General features: G+C 72.0%; 11 protein-coding genes. 7 read left to right on the forward strand and 4 right to left on the reverse strand.

Annotated elements, in window-relative coordinates; all coding sequences use genetic code 11:
* The first annotated feature begins 34 nt into the window (after positions 1 to 34).
* From ACFO6V_RS03250 to ACFO6V_RS03270, 5 genes are all read left to right on the forward strand, one after another.
* Positions 35 to 451, forward strand: a complete 417-nt coding sequence (locus ACFO6V_RS03250) for a GNAT family N-acetyltransferase (protein ID WP_377132182.1) — start codon at positions 35 to 37, stop codon at positions 449 to 451.
* A 115-nt stretch (positions 452 to 566) separates the two neighbouring features.
* Entirely contained in the window at positions 567 to 1,586 is a 1,020-nt protein-coding gene (locus ACFO6V_RS03255; protein ID WP_377132184.1) for a helix-turn-helix transcriptional regulator, read from the forward strand.
* Positions 1,587 to 1,772: 186 nt separating this feature from the next.
* On the forward strand, positions 1,773 to 6,461 hold the full coding sequence (locus ACFO6V_RS03260) for a S8 family serine peptidase (protein WP_377132186.1): 4,689 nt from the start codon (positions 1,773 to 1,775) through the stop codon (positions 6,459 to 6,461).
* 129 nt (positions 6,462 to 6,590) lie between these two features.
* A complete protein-coding gene (locus ACFO6V_RS03265; protein WP_377132188.1) occupies positions 6,591 to 7,877 on the forward strand; it encodes an amidohydrolase in 1,287 nt (428 codons plus the stop codon).
* 54 nt (positions 7,878 to 7,931) lie between these two features.
* Entirely contained in the window at positions 7,932 to 8,405 is a 474-nt protein-coding gene (locus ACFO6V_RS03270) for a hypothetical protein (RefSeq protein WP_377132190.1), read from the forward strand.
* Between the two features lie 52 nt (positions 8,406 to 8,457).
* Here the strand turns inward: ACFO6V_RS03270 and ACFO6V_RS03275 are convergent, their stop codons facing one another.
* The 3 genes from ACFO6V_RS03275 to ACFO6V_RS03285 all read right to left on the reverse strand — a co-directional run bounded on the left by ACFO6V_RS03275 (position 8,458) and on the right by ACFO6V_RS03285 (position 15,917).
* Complete coding sequence (locus tag ACFO6V_RS03275; RefSeq protein WP_377132192.1) at positions 8,458 to 8,862, reverse strand: DUF4240 domain-containing protein; 405 nt, start codon at positions 8,860 to 8,862, stop codon at positions 8,458 to 8,460.
* A complete protein-coding gene (locus ACFO6V_RS03280; protein WP_377132194.1) occupies positions 8,862 to 15,044 on the reverse strand; it encodes a polymorphic toxin-type HINT domain-containing protein in 6,183 nt (2,060 codons plus the stop codon). Before ACFO6V_RS03280 ends, ACFO6V_RS03275 begins: the two co-directional genes overlap by 1 nt.
* A gap of 246 nt (positions 15,045 to 15,290) precedes the next feature.
* On the reverse strand, positions 15,291 to 15,917 hold the full coding sequence (locus ACFO6V_RS03285) for a TetR family transcriptional regulator (protein WP_377132196.1): 627 nt from the start codon (positions 15,915 to 15,917) through the stop codon (positions 15,291 to 15,293).
* A gap of 65 nt (positions 15,918 to 15,982) precedes the next feature.
* Between ACFO6V_RS03285 and ACFO6V_RS03290 the strand changes: the two genes are divergently transcribed.
* Positions 15,983 to 16,828 (forward strand): SDR family NAD(P)-dependent oxidoreductase, encoded by an 846-nt coding sequence (locus tag ACFO6V_RS03290; protein WP_377132198.1) that lies wholly within the window; start codon positions 15,983 to 15,985, stop codon positions 16,826 to 16,828.
* Positions 16,829 to 16,856: 28 nt separating this feature from the next.
* Here ACFO6V_RS03290 and ACFO6V_RS03295 read toward each other — a convergent pair whose 3' ends face one another.
* Positions 16,857 to 17,309 (reverse strand): ACT domain-containing protein, encoded by a 453-nt coding sequence (locus ACFO6V_RS03295; RefSeq protein ID WP_377132200.1) that lies wholly within the window; start codon positions 17,307 to 17,309, stop codon positions 16,857 to 16,859.
* 64 nt (positions 17,310 to 17,373) lie between these two features.
* On the opposite strand from ACFO6V_RS03295, the gene ACFO6V_RS03300 reads away from it, so the two are divergent.
* A complete protein-coding gene (locus tag ACFO6V_RS03300) occupies positions 17,374 to 18,087 on the forward strand; it encodes an ArsR/SmtB family transcription factor (RefSeq protein WP_377132202.1) in 714 nt (237 codons plus the stop codon).
* Positions 18,088 to 18,102 lie beyond the last annotated feature (15 nt).

The raw sequence follows: 18,102 nt of genomic DNA on the forward strand, positions 1-18,102 counted from the left end.
CGGCTCGGGTGGCGGCTCGTGTCATGATCGGCGCATGTATCGCCTCGTGGACGAGCCGCCCACCCTGGACGAGTACCTCGAGCTGCGCCGGTCCTCCGGCCTCTCGCCCAAGACGCCCGAGCAGGGCGCGCCGGCCCTGACCGGCAGCTGGTACTTCTGTCACGTCCGGACCGACGCCGACCACGCCGACCCCGGCCGCGCCGTCGCGATGGGCCGGATCATCGGCGACGGCGGCTGGTACTTCCACATCGCCGACATCGCGACGCTGCCGGAGTTCCAGCGCCAGGGGCTCGGCCGGATGGTGATGGACCGCCTGCTCGACGAGATCCGCGCCAAGGCGCCGGCGGACCCGTACGTGACCCTGATCGCCGATCCCCCGGGGCGCCGCCTCTACGAGAGCCTCGGCTTCGTCGACGCCGACCCGAGCCTCGGGATGCGGCTGAGCCGGTAACCGGGACCGGCAAGCCCGCGTACCCAGTGATTCGGCCCGAAGACGGACGGTGTTCGGGCCGAATCACTGGGTATGCGCAGCAGGTCGCTGCCCCCCGCGGCCTACCCTGGGACCCATGACAGCGGAAGCCGGCAGCGGCGTCGATCCCGACAGCGGGTTCGGCGCCGGGTTCGATGCCGTGGGAATCGACGACGACACCCGCCTCGTCTACCGCTACGTGCTCGCCCAGGGCACGGTCCGGGTGGACGACGTCGTGCGCGACGTCCCGCTGGAGGGGACCGACGCCGCCGGCATGCTGGCCCGGCTGCGGGCCGCCGGGCTCATCAACCGCACGAGCGGCGGGGAGGGCGAGTACACCGCCGTCGACCCGCGGATCGCGCTGCGCGCGCTGACCGAGCGTACGGAGACCCACCTCGACCGGATCCGGGCGGCGATCCCCGACCTGGCGGACCTGTTCGAGCAGACCGCCGACGCCGGCGAGTCCGGCGCCGGCGTGCACGTGATCGACGACCCCGCGCTGATCGGCGCCTGGTACACCCGCCTGGAGCACGAGGTGACGGGCGAGTTCATGGCGTTCGACCGGCCGCCCTACGTGCTGGCGGGCGAGAACCCCGTCGAACCGCTCGTCCTCGAGCGCGGCGTGCTGTGGCGCGCGGTCTACGCGGCGGAGGTGCTCGACCGGCCGGGCGCCTGGGCCGAGATGCGCTACGCCGCGAGCAAGGGCGAACGGGCCCGCATCGCGCGGACCCTGCCGACCAAGCTGGCCATCGCCGACCGGCGGACGGCGCTCGTCAGCTCCACGCTCGACCCGCACCGGCCGACGGCGATCGTCGTCGAGGGCGGGCCCCTCGTCGACCTGCTCTGCGCCGCCTTCGAGGCCGTGTGGGCCGACTCGATAGAGGTGCCGGCGACCGACAGCCTGGAGGGCGCCGCTCCCCCGGACCGCGGTCCGGGCAAGGACGACCGGGCGCTGCTCGCCCTGCTCGGCTCGGGCGCGAAGGACGAGACGATCGCGCGCGAGCTCGGGCTGTCGGAGCGCACGCTGCGCCGGCGCAGCGCGGACCTGCTGCGCCGCCTCGGCGCGGCCAACCGCTTCCAGGCCGGTGCGCAGGCGGTCCGGCGCGGCTGGATCTGACCCGCCACGACGTGTCAGACGCTCAGGTCACTCGGTTGACCTGTGTGTCTGACACGTCGATCGGCGGGTGAAAAGACGCCGCCCGCGTGACAGACGTGTAAACAGTGGCGGCCGGTACCGGCCAGTGGCCGGAACCGGCCATTACCGCCATTGCCGATCCGGTACGACGGCGGCTAGACAACCCTTATGCAACCTCGTTCCTCCGGCCGCCGCTGGGGTGCTCTCGTCACGGGCACCCTCGTCGCTGCCTCTGTGGTCCTGTCGCCGGGCGCCGCCGTCGCCGCCCCGGATCCCGCCTCCCCGAGCGACCCGGTCCGGGTGATCATCGAGCTCGACGCACCGAGCGCCGCCGACGTGGTCGGTGCCGATAAGGTCGCCGCCGCCCGTTCCGGCGCGGGCTCGGCCCGGGCGCGCAGCGCCTTCGCGGCCGAGTACCGGGCCGCCGTCGAGAGAGTCGAGGACGCCCAGGGCGGCGTCACCTCGTGGGCCGTCCGCAACGACGTCGTGCTCGACGACACGCGGTCGGTGACCGGGGTGCTCAACGCGATGGCCGCCACCGTCGACCCCGCGAACCTGTCCGAGCTGCGCGCCGCACCCGGCGTCGCACGCGTCACCGAGGACGCACCCGTCCGCCTCCTCGGTGAGGCAAACATCCCCGCCACGGGTGCGCCGCAGGTCTGGGAGCGCACCGACGCCGACGGCGCCCCCGTCAGGGGCGAGGGCCGCACCGTGGCGATCATCGACACGGGCATCGACTACACGCTGCCCGACCTCGGGGCCGGTTTCGGCCCCGGCCACCGGGTCGTGGACGGGTACGACTTCGTCAACGACGACGCCGACCCGATGGACGACCACATGCACGGCACCCACGTGGCGGGCATCGTCGGCGCGGGCGGGGACAACCTCACGGGCATGGCGCCCGACGTCACGCTCACCGCGTGGAAGGCCATGGACGCCAACGGCGGCGGCACCACCGAGGGCCTGCTGCTCGCGCTGGATGCCGCGATCGACCCGCTGGGCGACGCCCCGGCCGACGTCGTGAACATGAGCCTCGGCACGCCCGGCGACGGCACCGACCCGCTGGGCCGGGCGTCCACCGCCGCCGTCCGGCAGGGTGTCGTGGTCGTCGCCGCAGCGGGCAACTCCGGGCCCTACGGCCAGAGCGTCAGCTCGCCGGCCGCCGCCGACGGCGTCATCGCCGTCGGCGCGAGCGTGACCGGCGTCGCCGACCCGACCCTCACGCTCGACCCGGCCCGGCGGGGCGGCGAGCGCCGGCCCCTGGACGTGACCCGGTTCCCGCTGTCGGCGAACCCGCCCGCAGGCGGCCTCAAGGCCCGGCTGGTCGACGTCGGCGACGGCTTCGACGAGGAGGACTACGAGCAGGCGGGCGACGTGCGCGGCGCGATAGTCGTCATGAACAGCCTCACGGTCGACTCGCTGGGCGAGGTCCAGGCCCCGCACCTGCTGCAGGCGCAGCTCGCCGAGGAGCACGGCGCCGTGGGCGCGCTGCTGTACACGCCGAGCCCGACCGACCCGGCGGGCGACGACGGCGCCGGTCCCCAGGGCTCGGCCGGCATCCTGGCTGGCGGCGGCTTCGACCTGCGCCGCGAGCGCCTGGTCATGATGAACATCAGCTCGGCCCAGTACCAGACGTTCAAGAAGGAGGTGCTGGCCGGCACGGCACGCGGCACCATCGGGTCGGTCGACCGGACGGACACGGTCACCGGCTTCAGCTCGCGCGGCCCGAGCGACGCGATGACGCTCAAGCCGGAGATCGTGGCGCCGGGCTTCGAGATCATGTCGGACATCCCCGCCGAGTTCGGGGTGGACGGCGACCAGTACCGGATGTCCGGGACCTCGATGGCCGCGCCGCACGTCGCGGGGGCCGCCGCGCTCCTGGCCCAGGCGCGTCCCGAGCAGTCCGGGGAGCAGCTGCGCGCGACCCTCATCGGCAGCGCGCGGGAGCTCCGGTCCGACGACGCCGACGCGTCGCCGTCGGCCCAGGGCGCCGGAAAGCTCGACGTGGCCGCCGCCGTCGACCAGCGGGTCACGGCCTCCCCCGACGCCGTCTCGCTCGGGCTGGCCGACATGGGAACGAAGCCCGCCCGCACCAGCACCGTCGTGCTGCGCAACTCCGGCACGAAGTCGGTCACGGTGAAGCTGGCGGCCGAGCCGGCCGAGGGCAGCACCGGCAAGGCCGAGCTCTCGGCCCGCCAGGTCAAGATCCCGGCCGGTCGCAGCGCCTCGGTAGACCTCACCGTCACGCCGGACACCGCATCCCCGGAGGCCGGCTCTGTCGACGCCGAGACGTCCGGCGTCGTCGTCGGCAGGATCTCGGACGGCAGCACCGTGCGCGTGCCGTACGCGGCGTACGTGCGCCCGCTGCAGGTCCAGGCCTCGCCGTCGCTGGCGACCGGGACCACCGAGGTCTTCGTCCACGCGCCGATGACGCCCGAGGCGGCGCCGACCGTGCGGGCGACCGCGCCCTCGGGCAACGTCTACACCGCCGCCCTGACCGCCGTCGGCTCCAGCCCTGGCTGGTTCCGCGGCACCGTGCCGCTCGACGAGCCGGGCACCTACCGGCTGGACGCCCGGGCGACGGTCACCGGGCGCACCATCACCGGTTCCGGCGGCGTGCAGTCCGAGGGCGCCGACCAGCCGGGCGACTGGGAGCAGGTGGGCCTCTCGGGCACTGCGCGCGAGCTGGCCACGTCGCCGACGGCGCCGGGCACGGGCCTGGCGATGACGCCGACCGGCGTGCACCCGTTCGTCACCACCGACCACGGCGCCACCTGGCAGCGGGTGCGCAGCATGCCCGTCGCCGACGGCTGGGGCATCGCCGTGGCCGACACGGCGACGCCCGGCGGGTTCTACGTCGCGCTCAACGGCGCGTCCGGCAGGGTCGTCCTCGACCCGAGCTACTCCGGCCGCATCGTGCACACCCCGGACGCCGGGGCCACGTGGACGGTCCTGCCGTTCCCGGACGTCGCGGTCCGTGAGCTCGTCGCCGACGGGGACGCGCTCGCCGCGGTCACGGACGACGGCCTCTACCTCAGCCAGGACGGCGGGCAGCGCTGGCGCCGCGTCGCCCCCACGTGGGGCAGCCTGGTCTACAACGCGGCCTTCGCGGGCGACGACCTGCTGATCGCCACGTACGAGGGCGTCTACCGGATCGCCGACGTGCTGAGCGGCGGCAGCGAGGTCACGCAGCCCTACGTCACCACCGACTACCTCGACCGGCCCCAGGGGGTCGTGGCCGAGGGCTCCACCGCTGTGCTGATCCGCGGCGACGGCGTCTCGCTGACCTCGGCGGACTCCGGGGCCACCTGGACGGAGGGCGCCGACACCGGTCAGTCCTACGTCACCGTGACCACGCTGACCGACGGCACCGTGTACGCCTCGGGCCTGTCGTCCTACAGCACGAGCTCCGACAAGGGCGCGACGTGGCAGAGCCACCCGCTGCCCGTCCAGGGCCCGCTCGCCTCCGACGTCGACCACTGGCCCGGGGCTCCCGCCGGCCAGGTGATCATGGCGATGGAGGGCGCCGGGTACTACACGACCGACGACGGCGAGGAGTGGACCAAGACCGGGGTGTCCGGCAGCGACATCTCCGGCGTGCACGCCGGGTTCGACGGCGACGGCGAACCCGTCCTGAGGGCGGTCGACTACGAGGGCCTGCACCAGCAGCCGCTGGCCGGGCTGGACCCGGGCGCGCAGGACTGGGGCTCTATCGGCGCCGAGGGCGTCGTCGGGCGTCAGCTCACGCACGTGGCCCAGTCCCCACTCGGCGACCGCGACGTCTGGGCGGTCGGCACCAACGCGTTCGGCGGCGGCCGCATCCTCACGGCCGGCGCCGGCGAGTCCGACGCCGACCTCGCGCAGGTGGGCCCCACCGGGGGCTTCAGCCCGACGGCGCTGGCGGTGTCCCCGCACGACGAGGAAACCGTGGCGGTGGGCTACACGTCGATCATCGACTCGGGCCTCATGGTGTCGCGCGACGGGTTCGAGACGTGGACCAGCTACGACCACGGCCTGCTGATCCAGCAGGTGGTGGCGGACCCGGTGGACGACGAGCGGCTGTGGCTGGCGACGTCGTCCGGCCTGTACCGCTCGGACGACCTGGGCAAGACGATCACCCGGCTGACGCAGGACGAGGCCCGGTCCGTCTGGGTCGACCCCGAGGACACCGGCCACGTGGTGGTCGGCGAGCTGCCGGGCATCCGGGTGAGCACGGACGGCGGCGAGTCGTTCCAGGCCGCGGAGGTGCCGAACACGTCCGCCGCGGTGGACACGTTCGTGGCCGTCGAGGTGCCGGACGGGCCGGCCGCCGGGACCGGGCTCCTGGTCGCGGGTGCCGCACGGTGGCGGCCGTACGGCCTGGCGGCCAACGGCGCCGGGGTGCTCGTCTCGGCCGACGGCGGCGCCACGTGGGCCTCGGCGTCGAGCGGTCTGACGGCGATGTCCGTGCGCTCCCTGGCCGTGAGCCCGGACGGCGCGTGGGTCTACGCGGGCGCCTCCGATGGCGGGGTGCACCGCACGGCGGTCAGCGCGCTCGTGCCGGACGACCTGCTGCCCGCGGCGACCAGCACCGGGATCGAGGCGCCAGGTTCGGTGCGACCGCTGGAGCCGTTCCTTCTGAAGGTGACGGTGTCCGCGGAGGACGTGACGCCGTCGGGGCGGGTGACCGTGACGGTCGGCCGCGAGGGCGACCGGCACCCCTACGAGCGGACGGTCCGGCTGCGGAACGGCCGCGCCGAGGTGCTCGTGCCCCCGCTGCTGCGGCCGGGCGCGTACACGGTGACGGCGCGGTACGAGGGCACGGACGACCTGGCGCCGTCGAAGGCGAGCGCCGACCTGAAGGTCCGCCGCCGCTGAGATACGCCCGACAGGGTGATCGGTAGAACGTCAGGTGGTCGGCAGCCCGGGTTGCCGACCACCTGACATTCTGCCGATCACCCGGGTCCGGCCCGCGCAGGCCGAACGGGGCGGTGGCATGGTGGGGGCATGACACATGCAGGGGTGCCCGCAGGGGTTGACGCCGTTCTTGCGCCGCTCGGCGGGCTGCGGCAGGAGCTGTACGACACCTATGTCGACCTGCACCAGCACCCTGAGCTGTCCTTCGAGGAGCACCGGACCGCTGCCGTCGCCGCGGAGCGGCTCACGGCCCTCGGGTACGTGGTGCACTCCGGCCTGGGCGGGACCGGCGTCGCGGGCGTGCTCGGCAACGGCGACGGACCGTGCGTGCTGCTGCGCGCCGACATGGACGCCCTGCCCGTCACCGAGGAGACCGGCCTGCCGTACGCCAGCACCGTGCGCGCCACCACCGCTGACGGGGTCGAGTCCGGCATCATGCACGCGTGCGGGCACGACGTGCACGTCGCCGCCCTGCTCGGTGCGGCCGACCTGCTGGCCCGGGGCCGGTCGGCCTGGTCGGGCACGCTGGTGGTCGTCTTCCAGCCCGCGGAGGAGCTGGGCCGCGGCGCCCGCGCCATGATCGACGACGGCCTGTACGACCTCGTGCCCCGCCCCGACATCGTGCTGGGCCAGCACGTGGCGCCCGTCTCGGCGGGCCTGCTCGGCGTCCACGCCGGCCCGGCGTTCGCCGGAACCGACGTCGTGAACATCCGGCTCGTCGGCCAGGGCGGCCACGGGTCGCGGCCGGAGGCGACCGTCGACCCGGTGGTCATGGCCGCCTCCACGGTGATGCGGCTGCAGACCATCGTCTCGCGCGAGGTCGCGGCCGGCGACGCCGCCGTCGTCACCGTGGGGACGCTGCACGCCGGGACGAAGGAGAACATCATCCCCGACGACGCGTACCTCGGCGTGAACGTCCGCTCCTACGACGAGGCCGTGCGGACCCGGGTCCTGGCCGCCATCGAGCGTGTGGTGCACGGCGAGGCGGCCGCGGCGGGCGCGCCGGAGCCCCCGGCGATCACCACCGGCGACTCGTTCCCGCCGGTGGTCAACGACCCGGTCGAGACCGAGCGCACGCGAGGCGTGCTCGCCGACCGCTTCGGCGCCGAGCGGGTCATCGACCCCGGCCCGGTCGCGGGCAGCGAGGACGTCGGGCTGCTGGCCACCGCAGTCGGCGTGCCGATCGTGTACTGGCTGCTGGGCGGGTGGGACCCGGCCGCCTACCAGGCGGCGTTCGCCGCGGGCACCACGGATCGCGACATCCCCTCCAACCACTCCCCGCGGTTCGCGCCGGTGCCCCATCCGACGCTCGAGATCGGGGTCGAGGCGCTCGTGGTCGCGGCCCTGGACCGTCTGGCGGCGCCGGCCGCCGGCTGAGCCGTCGGTCAGAGCGGACTTCTCAGCGACGCCCCGTCGTGGTTGGCTTCGGCCGTGGAAATCATCGTGACCAGCATCGTCGCCGTCCTCGGAACGCTGCTCGGTTCGCTCGCGACGCACTACTTCCAGCGACGGAACCGGGCGGATGCCGAGCGCTTCGCGCGCAACGAACGCCTGCGCCAGGAGCGGGTCAGCGCGTACACGACGTACGGCGGCGCGCTCGTCAGCCTGCGGCGGGCGCAGATCGACCGCTGGTACGCGGTGCACGAGGGGCGCCAGCACGCCGACCCCGACGCGATCCGCTACGAGACCTACCGGCTGCGGACGGCTGCGCTCGAGGCGATGTTCCGGGTTCAGCTCGTCACGGAGTCGCGGCAGCTGATCGACCTCGGGCAGCAGGCGATCGACAGCGTCGACCGCCTGAACCTGCGTATCCCGGCAGAGGAGTTCAAGGACGCCCGCGACGTGTCCAGGCAGCACATCTTCGACTTCGTCGAGGCCGCGCGAAAGCACGTCGACGTGGCGTAGAACCCCGCAAAGTGGACGCCGCGTGTGTCCAGTCGGCTGCCCGCCCTGAGATTTACCTCATCGGCTCACCCGTGCGCCTTTGATACTCAGCTCGAGCGAGATAAAGCAGGTTCTCAGCCGATTGAAGCCTTGGAGCGACAAAGTTGCTGAAGCGCTCCGAGTTCTCGAGCACCGCCCGCACCTCCTCCTGCCCAGCGAGCAAGCATGCGCACCGAGCGTAGAGGAAGTGATCGGCGGTCTGCTCCAGAACCAGACCGTCCGCCGATGCAACTTGGACGGAGGCAAGAGAACTCACATCCAGCGCATCCAGATTCCGATCAAGCAGATCTTGAAAGCCGACCAGGTCCGGCAGGTCCAGCGTACGTAGCCGACGCTCAACGTGCCGCACCGCCGCTTCGACGTCCTGTCGACTCGTCACAGCATTCGAACCCACCACCGACCAGAAATCAGCAGCCATTACTGCCCCCACTCCTCGGCGCCAGGAAGCATCGGCTGGTTGCGCCTGTCAAGAATCGACCGCCCAGGCGATTCTTTGATATTCGACAGGGAGATACCCAGCTTGCGCAGTTGCTGAATCCTGAGGTGTTCGGCCACAAATACGTCGTCCTCACATCCACAAACATGCGTGATCTTGACGTCATCCATGCTCGCCAACCGACCACTACCGAGGTGGTCCCCCAGACGATTCGTCAAGTTTATTGACTTGCCAACATAGGTCTCGCCGGGGTTGTGCTGGTCCGGGAACTCGTAGATTCCTTGGTCTTTCCCGCAGTTGTGTACGAGTACGGGTGTGGTGCCGGCGAGCACATAGTACGTCTGGTCCCGGTCGACCGTGACGTTGTGCACCACCGCGCGCTTGTGTTCGACGTCGACGTCCACCACCTGTACCCAGGTGCCGGCGCTGGACTTGAGCCACTCGCCCGAACGGAGGTCGACCGCATCGACCCAGGTGCGCTTCTCAGGGTTCCAGAAGGGGTGCTCGTCCGTAGCGACGATCTTCTGCTTGTCACCGTCGCCGTCCCGGATGGTCACCGTGACAAGAGTCTTCTCGCCACCGCCTGTGATGTGGGCGGTGACAAGCTGTCCACCCGAACGCTTGCCGGTCTCCTCGTCACCAGCAAGAACTTCTTCACCTGGCTCAAGGTCCTCGATCGGCTTTCGACTACCATTTGCCAGCAGGACCAGGGTGCCCGGCAAGAAGCTGTTGCTGAGCTGACAGCTCGCCGGTTCATCGGCCTTTGCGCCGTCTCCCTTACCGGTCGTGTCAGCCTTCTTCTTGGCCGCATCGGCGCGCGCCTTCGCCTTCGCCTCGGCGGCCAGCTGCTTGATCTTGGCATCTGCCGCCGCCTTGGCCTTCGCCGCCTTCTCAGCCGCCGCGCGCGCCGCCTTCGCCGCGGCTGCCTTCGCCGCCTCGGCAGCCTCTTTCGCCTTCTTGGCGCCGGAGAGGATCTGCTTGGCCCACTTGAGCTCGCCGGAGAACGCCATCACGGCCTTGCCGGCCTTGTAGATGGCCTCGCCGATCTTCGCCGCCTTGAAGATCTTGCCCCACGGCAGCGCGCCGACCACGAGCATCACGCAGGCGCCGAGGTCGCCGTCGAGGCAGTCCATGAGGTCGGTGATCCCCAGGAACTCCATGAGGATCTGCCCGCCGGCCTCCAGGATGACGTCCAGCATCGACTTCGACTCGAGCTGCTGAGCCTTCGCGATGTCCTCGGCGCTCGGCCCCTCGACCTCCGCGCCGGGGTCGTTGGGGTTGGAGGTGGTGCTGCCGCCCGTCGGCCCCTCCAGCTCCCGTTCGCCCGTCGGGTCCGTGTAGACCAGCGGGTTGCCGCCCGCGAACGCGTACGGCGAGGAGCCGATCGGCTGGGCTCCCGCCGGGTCCCTGGTCGAGAACCGCCCCGTGCCCGGGTCGTAGTTCCGGGCCCGCATGGCGTAGTTGCCCTCGCCGGTGGTCGAGTCCTGGTACGCGCCCTGGAACTGCATCGGGTTCGTGATCGCGGCGGCCGGTTCGGCCTCCTCGGACGCCGCTCCACCGGGCACCGCTCCACTACCGGCCGCCTCAGCAACGGCCCCGGCAAGCGTCGCCCCCTGTCGCGGGTTCCCGAACGGGTCGTAGTCGTAGCCCTCCTCGACCTGCCCGTCCGCCGACAGCATGTTCGCCACGCCACCGAGCCAGTCGTGGGTGTACGAGTGCGCACCGCCCTGCGCCTCCAGCAGCGCCAGCGGCTCGTCGGTCGGCCCGTAGGCGAAGGCCTGCCGGCTCATCACCGCCCCGCTCGCGCCGGTCACCGTGTCGACGGCGATGTTCTCCAGCGACCCGTTCGTGTCCCAGGCCCAGTGCCGCGTCTTGGCGCCGGCCCCGATCCCCGAGATGGCGTCGAGCCGCATGCGGGTCGCGTCGTAGGTGTACCGCGTGACCACCCCGTCGACGTTCGCCTTGGCCAGCGTGCTGTCGAGGTTGTACTCGAGCCGGTCGTCGCCCGCACGTGTCTGGTTGCCCAGCACGTCGTACTCGTAGTCCTTGCGGTCGACCCCCTCCTTGCCGACCACGATCTCCTTGACGAGCTGGCTCGCGTCGTCGTACGAGTAGCGCGTCACGTCGTTGCCCGCCGAGCCGGACCGCTTCTGCTCGGTCCGGTTGCCGAGCAGGTCGTACTCGTACGAGATCCGGCCCGCGTCCTTGCTGTGACGGTCGCACTCCTGCGCCGCGTAGCAGGCGGTGGTCACCCGGTTGGCGTCGTCGTACGCGTAGGCGACGGCCTCCGTCACGCCGCCGCGCGTCGTCTGCACCTGGGTCGGGTTGCCCACCGGGTCGAGCGTGAGGTCGAACGCGGACACCGGGTCCTGCACCCCGTCGACCGGCTCGCCCGTGCGTTCCGTGCCGATGAACGTGAGCCGGCCGGCGTCGTCGTACTCCCGCTTCTCGGTGAGGCCCGTCGATGCCGGCAGGGTGGTCGCCGTCCGGCGCCCGGCGACGTCGTACGCGTACTCCCACTTCGCGGTCTGGCCGCCCGTGGAACCGCCGGACGCCGTCGTGGAGGCGAGCCGCGAGTCGTCGTCGTACGTCGAGGTGATCTCGGTGCCGTCCGGATACGTCCGCTCGGTGATGTTCCCGCGCTGGTCGTACCCGTAGGTGAAGGTCTCGGTGGCCTGGTCGGGCTCCTCGCGGACCACCTTGGTGATCTGGTCCTCGTCGTCGTACGTCACCGTGCGTACGCCCAGCGGGTCGCCGTACGACGTCGTCCGGTCCTTGGCGTCGTAGCCGAAGGTGTACCTCGGACCCGTGGACCCCACCTGCTGGCTGGTGAGCCGGCTACGCAGGTCGTACTCGGAGGTGATCGTGCGCTCGGCGCGCTCGGCCTCGGACAGCTCGTCCAGGTCCTCGTGCCGGTCGGTGGTGATGCTCCAGAGCGCGTTCGACTCGGCGTCGTACCCCATGTGCGCGGTGCGGCCCAGCGGGTCCGTGGTGGTCACGGGCCGGCCGGCGTCGTCGTACGTGATGTGCGAGCGCCCGCCCTGCGGGTCGCGGACACCGACCACGCGGCCGTCGTCGTCATAGGTGAGCACCGTCGCGAAGGCCTTGCTGAAGATCGGCAGGTTCGGCGCGTCCGGCTGCCGCACATGGCTGATCTGGTCGTCGTCGCGGTAGGCGTAGTAGGTCGTGCCGCCGCGCGCGTCGGTCATCTCGGTAGGCCTGTTGTTCGCGTCGTACGTGACCGACGTCGTGTTGCCGAGCGGGTCGATCTCCTTCGTCCGGTTCCCCACGAGGTCGTACTCGAACCGCGTGGTGAACCGGGCCTTGTCCGCGCCCTCGACGTTGCCGCGCGGCTCCGTCACCGAGGCGAGCAGGCCGTCGTCCGTGTACGCGTAGGTGGTGATCCCGCCGGTCGGCGAGATCTCCTTGATCTTGTTGCCCGCCGCGTCGTACTCGGTGCGGGTCGTCTTGTTCCCCGAGTCCGTCCGCTCGGTCTGCCGCCCGTTCTTGTCGTACCCCATCCGGGTGGTGCGGCCCTTGGTGTCCGTGACCGAGTCGACCTGGCCCGTGTTGCTCCGCTCGAAGCTGGAGGTCTTGTTCAGCTCGTTGATCGACGCCGTCGTGCGGTCCAGCGCGTCGACCTTGATGTCCCGGTCCGTGTGCCCGCCGCCCGGGTACGGCATGCGCATCCGGATCGGGTTGTCGTTCGCGTCGTAGAAGTACTCGGTGGTGAAGTCCGCCTTGTTCGCGCCTGGCACGTTGCCTCGCGGCGACGTCACCGTCTTGACCAGGCCCTTCGCGTCGTACGTGTACGACGTCGTGAGGTCGTCGCCCTTCCTCTGCACGCTCTCGGACTGACGCCGCCCGGCGTCCGTGTAGGCAAAGGTCAGCACCCGGCCGCCACCCTCGACCCGCGACTGCAGGCCGTTGTCGAGGTACCTGGTCCGGGTGACCGCGCCCTCGGGCGTGATCTGGTGGGTGAGCCGGCCGACGTCGTCGTAGACGGTGCGCCAGCCGCGGTGCTTGCCGGGCTCCACGACCTCGACCACGCGGTCCTGCTCGTCGTATCGCGTCTCGATCGTGTAGTGCCGCCGCTGCCGCGGGTCGGCGGTACCGCGCGGGTCGGTCTGCGCGACCTGCCGGCCGGTGTGATCGTAGAAGCTCTCGGTGCGGCGCCCCTCCGGTGAGACGACGGCGAACAGCAGCCCGGCGTTCTCGTCGCCGTCCGGCAGGTACTCGTACCGCGTGACCTTGTCCCGCTGGTCGGTCGTCGAGGTGCGCAGGCCACGGACGTCGTAGGCGTACGTGATGTCGTTGCCCTCGGCGTCGACGCTGCGGACCAGCTCGTCGAACTCGTTGTAGGTGTTCTTCCAGACGTTGCCCTTGGCGTCCGTGTACTCGATCGGGTTGTTGCGGTCGTCGTACTTCGTCTTCTCGTCGAAGCCCTGCGGGGCCACGGCCTGCGTCGGGTTGCCCTTCGCGTCGAACTGCACCACGTGCTGGAACTGGTTGCCGTTGACCACGAGGTTGCGGTCGAGGCGCCGGTTGTAGCGGTGGTTGTCGGCGTCGCCCGTGCTGCGCTGGCTGTAGATCAGCACGTTGCCGCGGTAGCCGTCGTAGATGGAGATGTCGTCCGCGTCGGTGCTGCGCGCCTCCTGCTTGCCGGCGTCCCACGCGAACGTCATCTGAGCGCCGACGCCGTCGCGCTGCGCGACCACGCGGCCGTCCGCGCCGTACTCGTTGTGCACCGTGACGACCTCGTGCGGGTCGACCACCTGCGCGAGCCTGCCCTCGGCGTCGTACCGGTACCGCCACTCGTTCCCGCGGGCGTCCTCGACCTCGGTGAGCAGTCCGTCGGTGTACTCGAAGCGCACGTGGCGGCGGTCCGGGAGCGAGAGCTTCTCGATCAGCCCGTCCACGACGTGCGCGACGGCGGTGCGGCCCGACGCGTCGGTGATCCTGACCTCGTCGCGGTCCTCGTCCTTGCCCTTGTCGTCGACCTCGACGTAGTCCAGGCGGACGCCGTCGTCCCGTGCGCTGAGCACGGCGGCGAGCCGGCCCGTCGCCCCGAACTCGTACCTCACCTGCTGGGGCGTGACCAGCACCCAGCCGTCGCCGTCCCGCCTCAGGTCCGACCGCACGCCCGGCGGGCGCGTGTACCCGTCGCCGTCCGGGGTGTAGAGCGCCTCGGCGCCGTCCTCGGCGCGCACGATGACGCCGTCGTCCGTCTCGGTGACGCGCATGTCGTAGGACCACGCCCAGCCGACGCCGAACGGGCCCTGGCGGTTGTTCGCCGAGGAGTACGTGCGCGCGCTGGCGAACGGGATGCCGAACGACGCCATCTGCAGGTCGCGCTCGACCCGCACGAACGCGCCGGTGCCCGTGTTGACGCCCACGCCGCGCTGCGCCTGCCCGCTGGCGGTCGGCGCCAGCGCGTTCTCGCACCCGCAGCCCGCCGCCTGGTCGTCCGGGATGCTCGGCGGCAGGATCGTCGCACGCGGCCTGGCCTCGCCCGAGCGGTCCGAGACCACCTCGTCGCCGCCGGGCAGCACCGCCGCGACCGTGACGAAGTAGTCCTTGTCCTCCTCGAGCTCCCAGCCGTCCTCCGTGCCGAAGCTGCGGCAGAAGTCGGCGCTGCCGCAGAACCGAGGCCCCTCCAGCTCGGCACGGGTGAGCCGCACCGACTCCTGCTCGGTCTGGTCGTCACCCTCGTACAGCCGCACGACGGCATGGGTCCAGGCCGGGTCGACCTCGCCCGCGGAGAAGTAGAGGACTACCGACGTATCGCCGAGCAAGAAGCCCGGGCGCAGGTCCAGCCCGTCGAAGCTCCCGGGGGCGGCGAGCTGCCGGGCGGGCGCGGTGAGCGCCCGCCACTCCCCCGCGGTGACCTCTGTCGCGTCGCCGTCGGCGGACACCGCCTCCGGGACCACGGGCGGGCGTTCGTCCTCCGGCAACGCGGTGGAGCGACGCACCCCGTCGGGCATCGGCCGGTCGGTCGGCCCCTGGCCTGCGGTTGCCGACGGCACGTCCGGTGCCGCCTCGGCGGCCTCCTGCGGTCCGACGGCGATCAGCAGCGATGCCGCGAAGCCGACGGCGACCGCGGCTCCGAGCCAGCGCCGTTCCAGTCGCGTGATCACCAGGTCGTGCAGACGTGCCTCGGACATCGCCAACCCCCGTGTTGGTGTTTCCTGAGAAATGACCCGACACCGAGTGTGATCACGCTGAACGAGGCTGACAACCAATTTATCCGCTATATCGGATTCATATGCATTTAATGTGCTGCGACTGCGCAGGTCAGAACGGCGAGGCTCGTCCGCGAATCAATGTCAGATCAATCGTCGCGGCCGGCCGGAGAAACGATTCGAGCCCGAGCCTCGGGCGCAGGTTTGCGGGCCGAACGGCCCGACCGTTCAGCCCCGCGGTCCGACGGCGGCCATCGCCCGGTCGACGAGCACCGCCATCTTCTGCGTCGCGCCGCCGGCGAGCCACGCGTGCTCCGCGGCCAGGACACAGCTCAGCGCGGCCGCGACGACGGCGCGCGGTGTCGGGTCATCGACGGCCCACGGCCTGCCCGCCGCGGCCGCGCGCTCGCGCACTACCAGCTCCGCCGCGCTCTCGACCCGCTCGATCTTCTCCAGGTACCGCGCGCGCAGGCCTGGCGTCTCGAGGATGATGCGCTGCATCGGTGCGGCCAGACCTGTGGAGCCCGCGTGGTCGAGATGCGCGATCATCCCGTCGAACGAGTGCCGCAGGGCGGTCCAGACGGGTTCGGCCGCCGGCCGTTCGCGCAGCGCGGCGAGCACCTCGTCGCCCACCACGTCGAGCTTCCCGAGCACCACGTCCTCGCGGGTCGAGAAGTACCGGTAGAGGGTGCGGCGCGACATCCCGACGGCCTCGGCGATGTGCCCGATCGTCGTCGCCTCGTAGCCGCGCTCGACGAACAGCCGCTCGGCGGCCTCGGTGATCTCCTTCTGGACCGCGAGGCGGGTGCGTTCCCGGAGGCGGGTGCGTGCCTGGTCGGTGTGCGCCTGGTCCATGCTGCGAGAGGTTACACGATGCGTCGTTGTTGACACACTGTGCCACTCGCTACATGCTGTGCAATATGCACACCACCACCCCCAAGATCATCGTCATCACGGGCGCGAGCGACGGGATCGGCGCCGCCGCGGCCCGGCTGCTCAGCGCTGCCGGCCACCGCGTCGCCGTCGTCGGGCGGTCACCGGAGAAGACCGCGCACGTCGCCCGCGAGGTCGGCGGGGAGCACTTCGTCGCCGACTTCACGAACCTCGCCGACGTGCGCCGCCTGGCCGCTGAGCTCGACGCCGCCTACCCGCGTATCGACGTCCTGGCGAACAACGCCGGCGGCATCCTCGGCGATCGCACCAGGACCGTCGACGGCCACGAGCGGACGCTCCAGGTCAACCACCTCGCGCCGTTCCTCCTGACCAGCCTGCTCCTCGACAAGCTCCTCGCGAGCCGCGCCGCCGTCATCCAGACGTCGAGCGTGGGCGCCCGGCTCTTCGGGCACCTCGACCTCGACGACCTGGACCATGACCGGGACTTCACCGCGCACCGCGCGTACGGCACGGCGAAGCTCGAGAACATCCTGTTCACCACGGAGCTGCACCGGCGGTTCCACGACCAGGGCGTGTCGTCGGCGGCGTTCCACCCGGGCGGCGTCGCGACCAACTTCGGCGCCGAGAGCACCAGCTTCTTCCGGCCGCTCTACCAGAGCCGGATCGGGAAGATGGTCCTGGCCACGCCCGAGAAGGGCGCGTCGCAGCTGGTCCGGTTCGCGCAGACGGAGCCCGGCGCCGGCTGGCAGTCGGGCGCGTACTACGAGGGCGGCAGGGTTGCGCGGCGCGTCAACCCCCAGGCGCGCGACGCCGACCTCGCCCGCCGCCTGTGGGACCGCTCGGCGGAGCTGGTGGGGGTCGACGCCCGCTGATCCCCGGCCGCGCCCGTCACCTGGACCGTCATCGGCCGGCTGCGCGCGGCCCGCGGGCGGTGAGCCGGGCGCTCCCCCACCGCGCCACGACGTCCCGGCAGGCGGGCACGTCCTCGTCGGCGACCAGGAGCACCAGGTTGCCGACGTGGTCGCTGTACTGGACCAGCACGTTGACCCCGGCGTCGCCCAGCCGGCGGGCGAGCGTACCGAGCTGGCCGGGCACCTCCTGGTCCAGCCGTGCGAGCACCACGTCGCGCACCGCCACCGGGCCCAGCCCGGCCGCACGGACCGCCGCGAGCGCGCGGGCGCCGTCGTGCACGAGGTAGTGCGCCACCGCGCGGCCGTCGTGGGTGAACACGCCGCCGCCCTCCAGGCTTACGCCGGCCTCACCGAGCGCCTGGCCGAGGTCGGCGAGGGCTCCCGGACGGTCGGGCAGGTGGACCTCGAGGTCGTGGGTCGCGGCGCTCGTTGATCGATTCATGGCGGGAGCGTAGGCCGGGAAGGCTTCGGTGGACGCCGAAATGTCCCGGCCGTACCGTCGGCTCATGACCAGGGATCGCGACTTCACCGCGCTGGGCCGGGCGCTGTCCACCCCCGCCCGGTCGACGTTCCTGAACCTGCTCATGGACGGCACGAGGCGTCCGGCGAGCGAGCTCGCCCAGGCGGCAGGGGTGAGCGCGTCGACCGCGTCCGAGCACCTGGGCGTCCTGGTCGACGCCGGTCTGGTCACCCGCGAGAGCCGCGGCCGGCACCGCTACTACTCGCTCGCGGGCGGGGAGGTCGCCGCCGCCCTGGAGTCCCTCGGCATGGTCGCGGACGCCGCCCCCGTCTCGGGGTACCGCCGCAGCCGGCGCGCGGAGTACCTGGCGACGGCCCGGTTCTGCTACGACCACCTGGCGGGCCGGCTCGGCACCGCCCTGACCGACGCCTGGGTCCGGGCGGGCTGGCTCGCGGGCCGCGACGAGCTCGCCCTGACCGACCCGGGCGCCGTCGGCCTGCGCGAGCTCGGGGTGGACGTCGACGGCGCCGTCGCCGCCAGCCGCCCCACCACCAGGGCGTGCCTGGACTGGACCGAACGGCGCCCGCACCTGGCGGGCGCGCTGGGCTCGGCGGTCGGCACGCGGTTCCTGGAGGCCGGCTGGGTCACCAGGCACCGCTCGGGCCGCGGCCTGACCGTGACGGAGTCGGGCCGCGCCATGGTCCGCGACTCGTGGGCCATCACCCTGGCCGACGCCGATCCGGGTCACCAGGCACGTTGACCACAGCGGTTGCTG

Origin of the sequence: Promicromonospora alba (assembly GCF_042654905.1) — a bacterium.
Lineage (GTDB): Bacteria > Actinomycetota > Actinomycetes > Actinomycetales > Cellulomonadaceae > Promicromonospora > Promicromonospora alba.

Excerpts from the sequence above, each read along its gene's own strand:
- ACFO6V_RS03280 (WP_377132194.1), bottom strand. The coding sequence starts at position 15,044 with ATGTCCGAGGCACGTCTGCACGACCTGGTGATCACGCGACTGGAACGG.
- ACFO6V_RS03250 (WP_377132182.1), top strand. The coding sequence starts at position 35 with ATGTATCGCCTCGTGGACGAGCCGCCCACCCTGGACGAGTACCTCGAG.
- ACFO6V_RS03290 (WP_377132198.1), top strand. The coding sequence starts at position 15,983 with ATGCACACCACCACCCCCAAGATCATCGTCATCACGGGCGCGAGCGAC.
- ACFO6V_RS03260 (WP_377132186.1), top strand. The coding sequence starts at position 1,773 with ATGCAACCTCGTTCCTCCGGCCGCCGCTGGGGTGCTCTCGTCACGGGC.
- ACFO6V_RS03255 (WP_377132184.1), top strand. The coding sequence starts at position 567 with ATGACAGCGGAAGCCGGCAGCGGCGTCGATCCCGACAGCGGGTTCGGC.
- ACFO6V_RS03275 (WP_377132192.1), bottom strand. The coding sequence starts at position 8,862 with ATGGCTGCTGATTTCTGGTCGGTGGTGGGTTCGAATGCTGTGACGAGT.
- ACFO6V_RS03285 (WP_377132196.1), bottom strand. The coding sequence starts at position 15,917 with ATGGACCAGGCGCACACCGACCAGGCACGCACCCGCCTCCGGGAACGC.
- ACFO6V_RS03265 (WP_377132188.1), top strand. The coding sequence starts at position 6,591 with ATGACACATGCAGGGGTGCCCGCAGGGGTTGACGCCGTTCTTGCGCCG.
- ACFO6V_RS03300 (WP_377132202.1), top strand. The coding sequence starts at position 17,374 with ATGACCAGGGATCGCGACTTCACCGCGCTGGGCCGGGCGCTGTCCACC.
- ACFO6V_RS03295 (WP_377132200.1), bottom strand. The coding sequence starts at position 17,309 with ATGAATCGATCAACGAGCGCCGCGACCCACGACCTCGAGGTCCACCTG.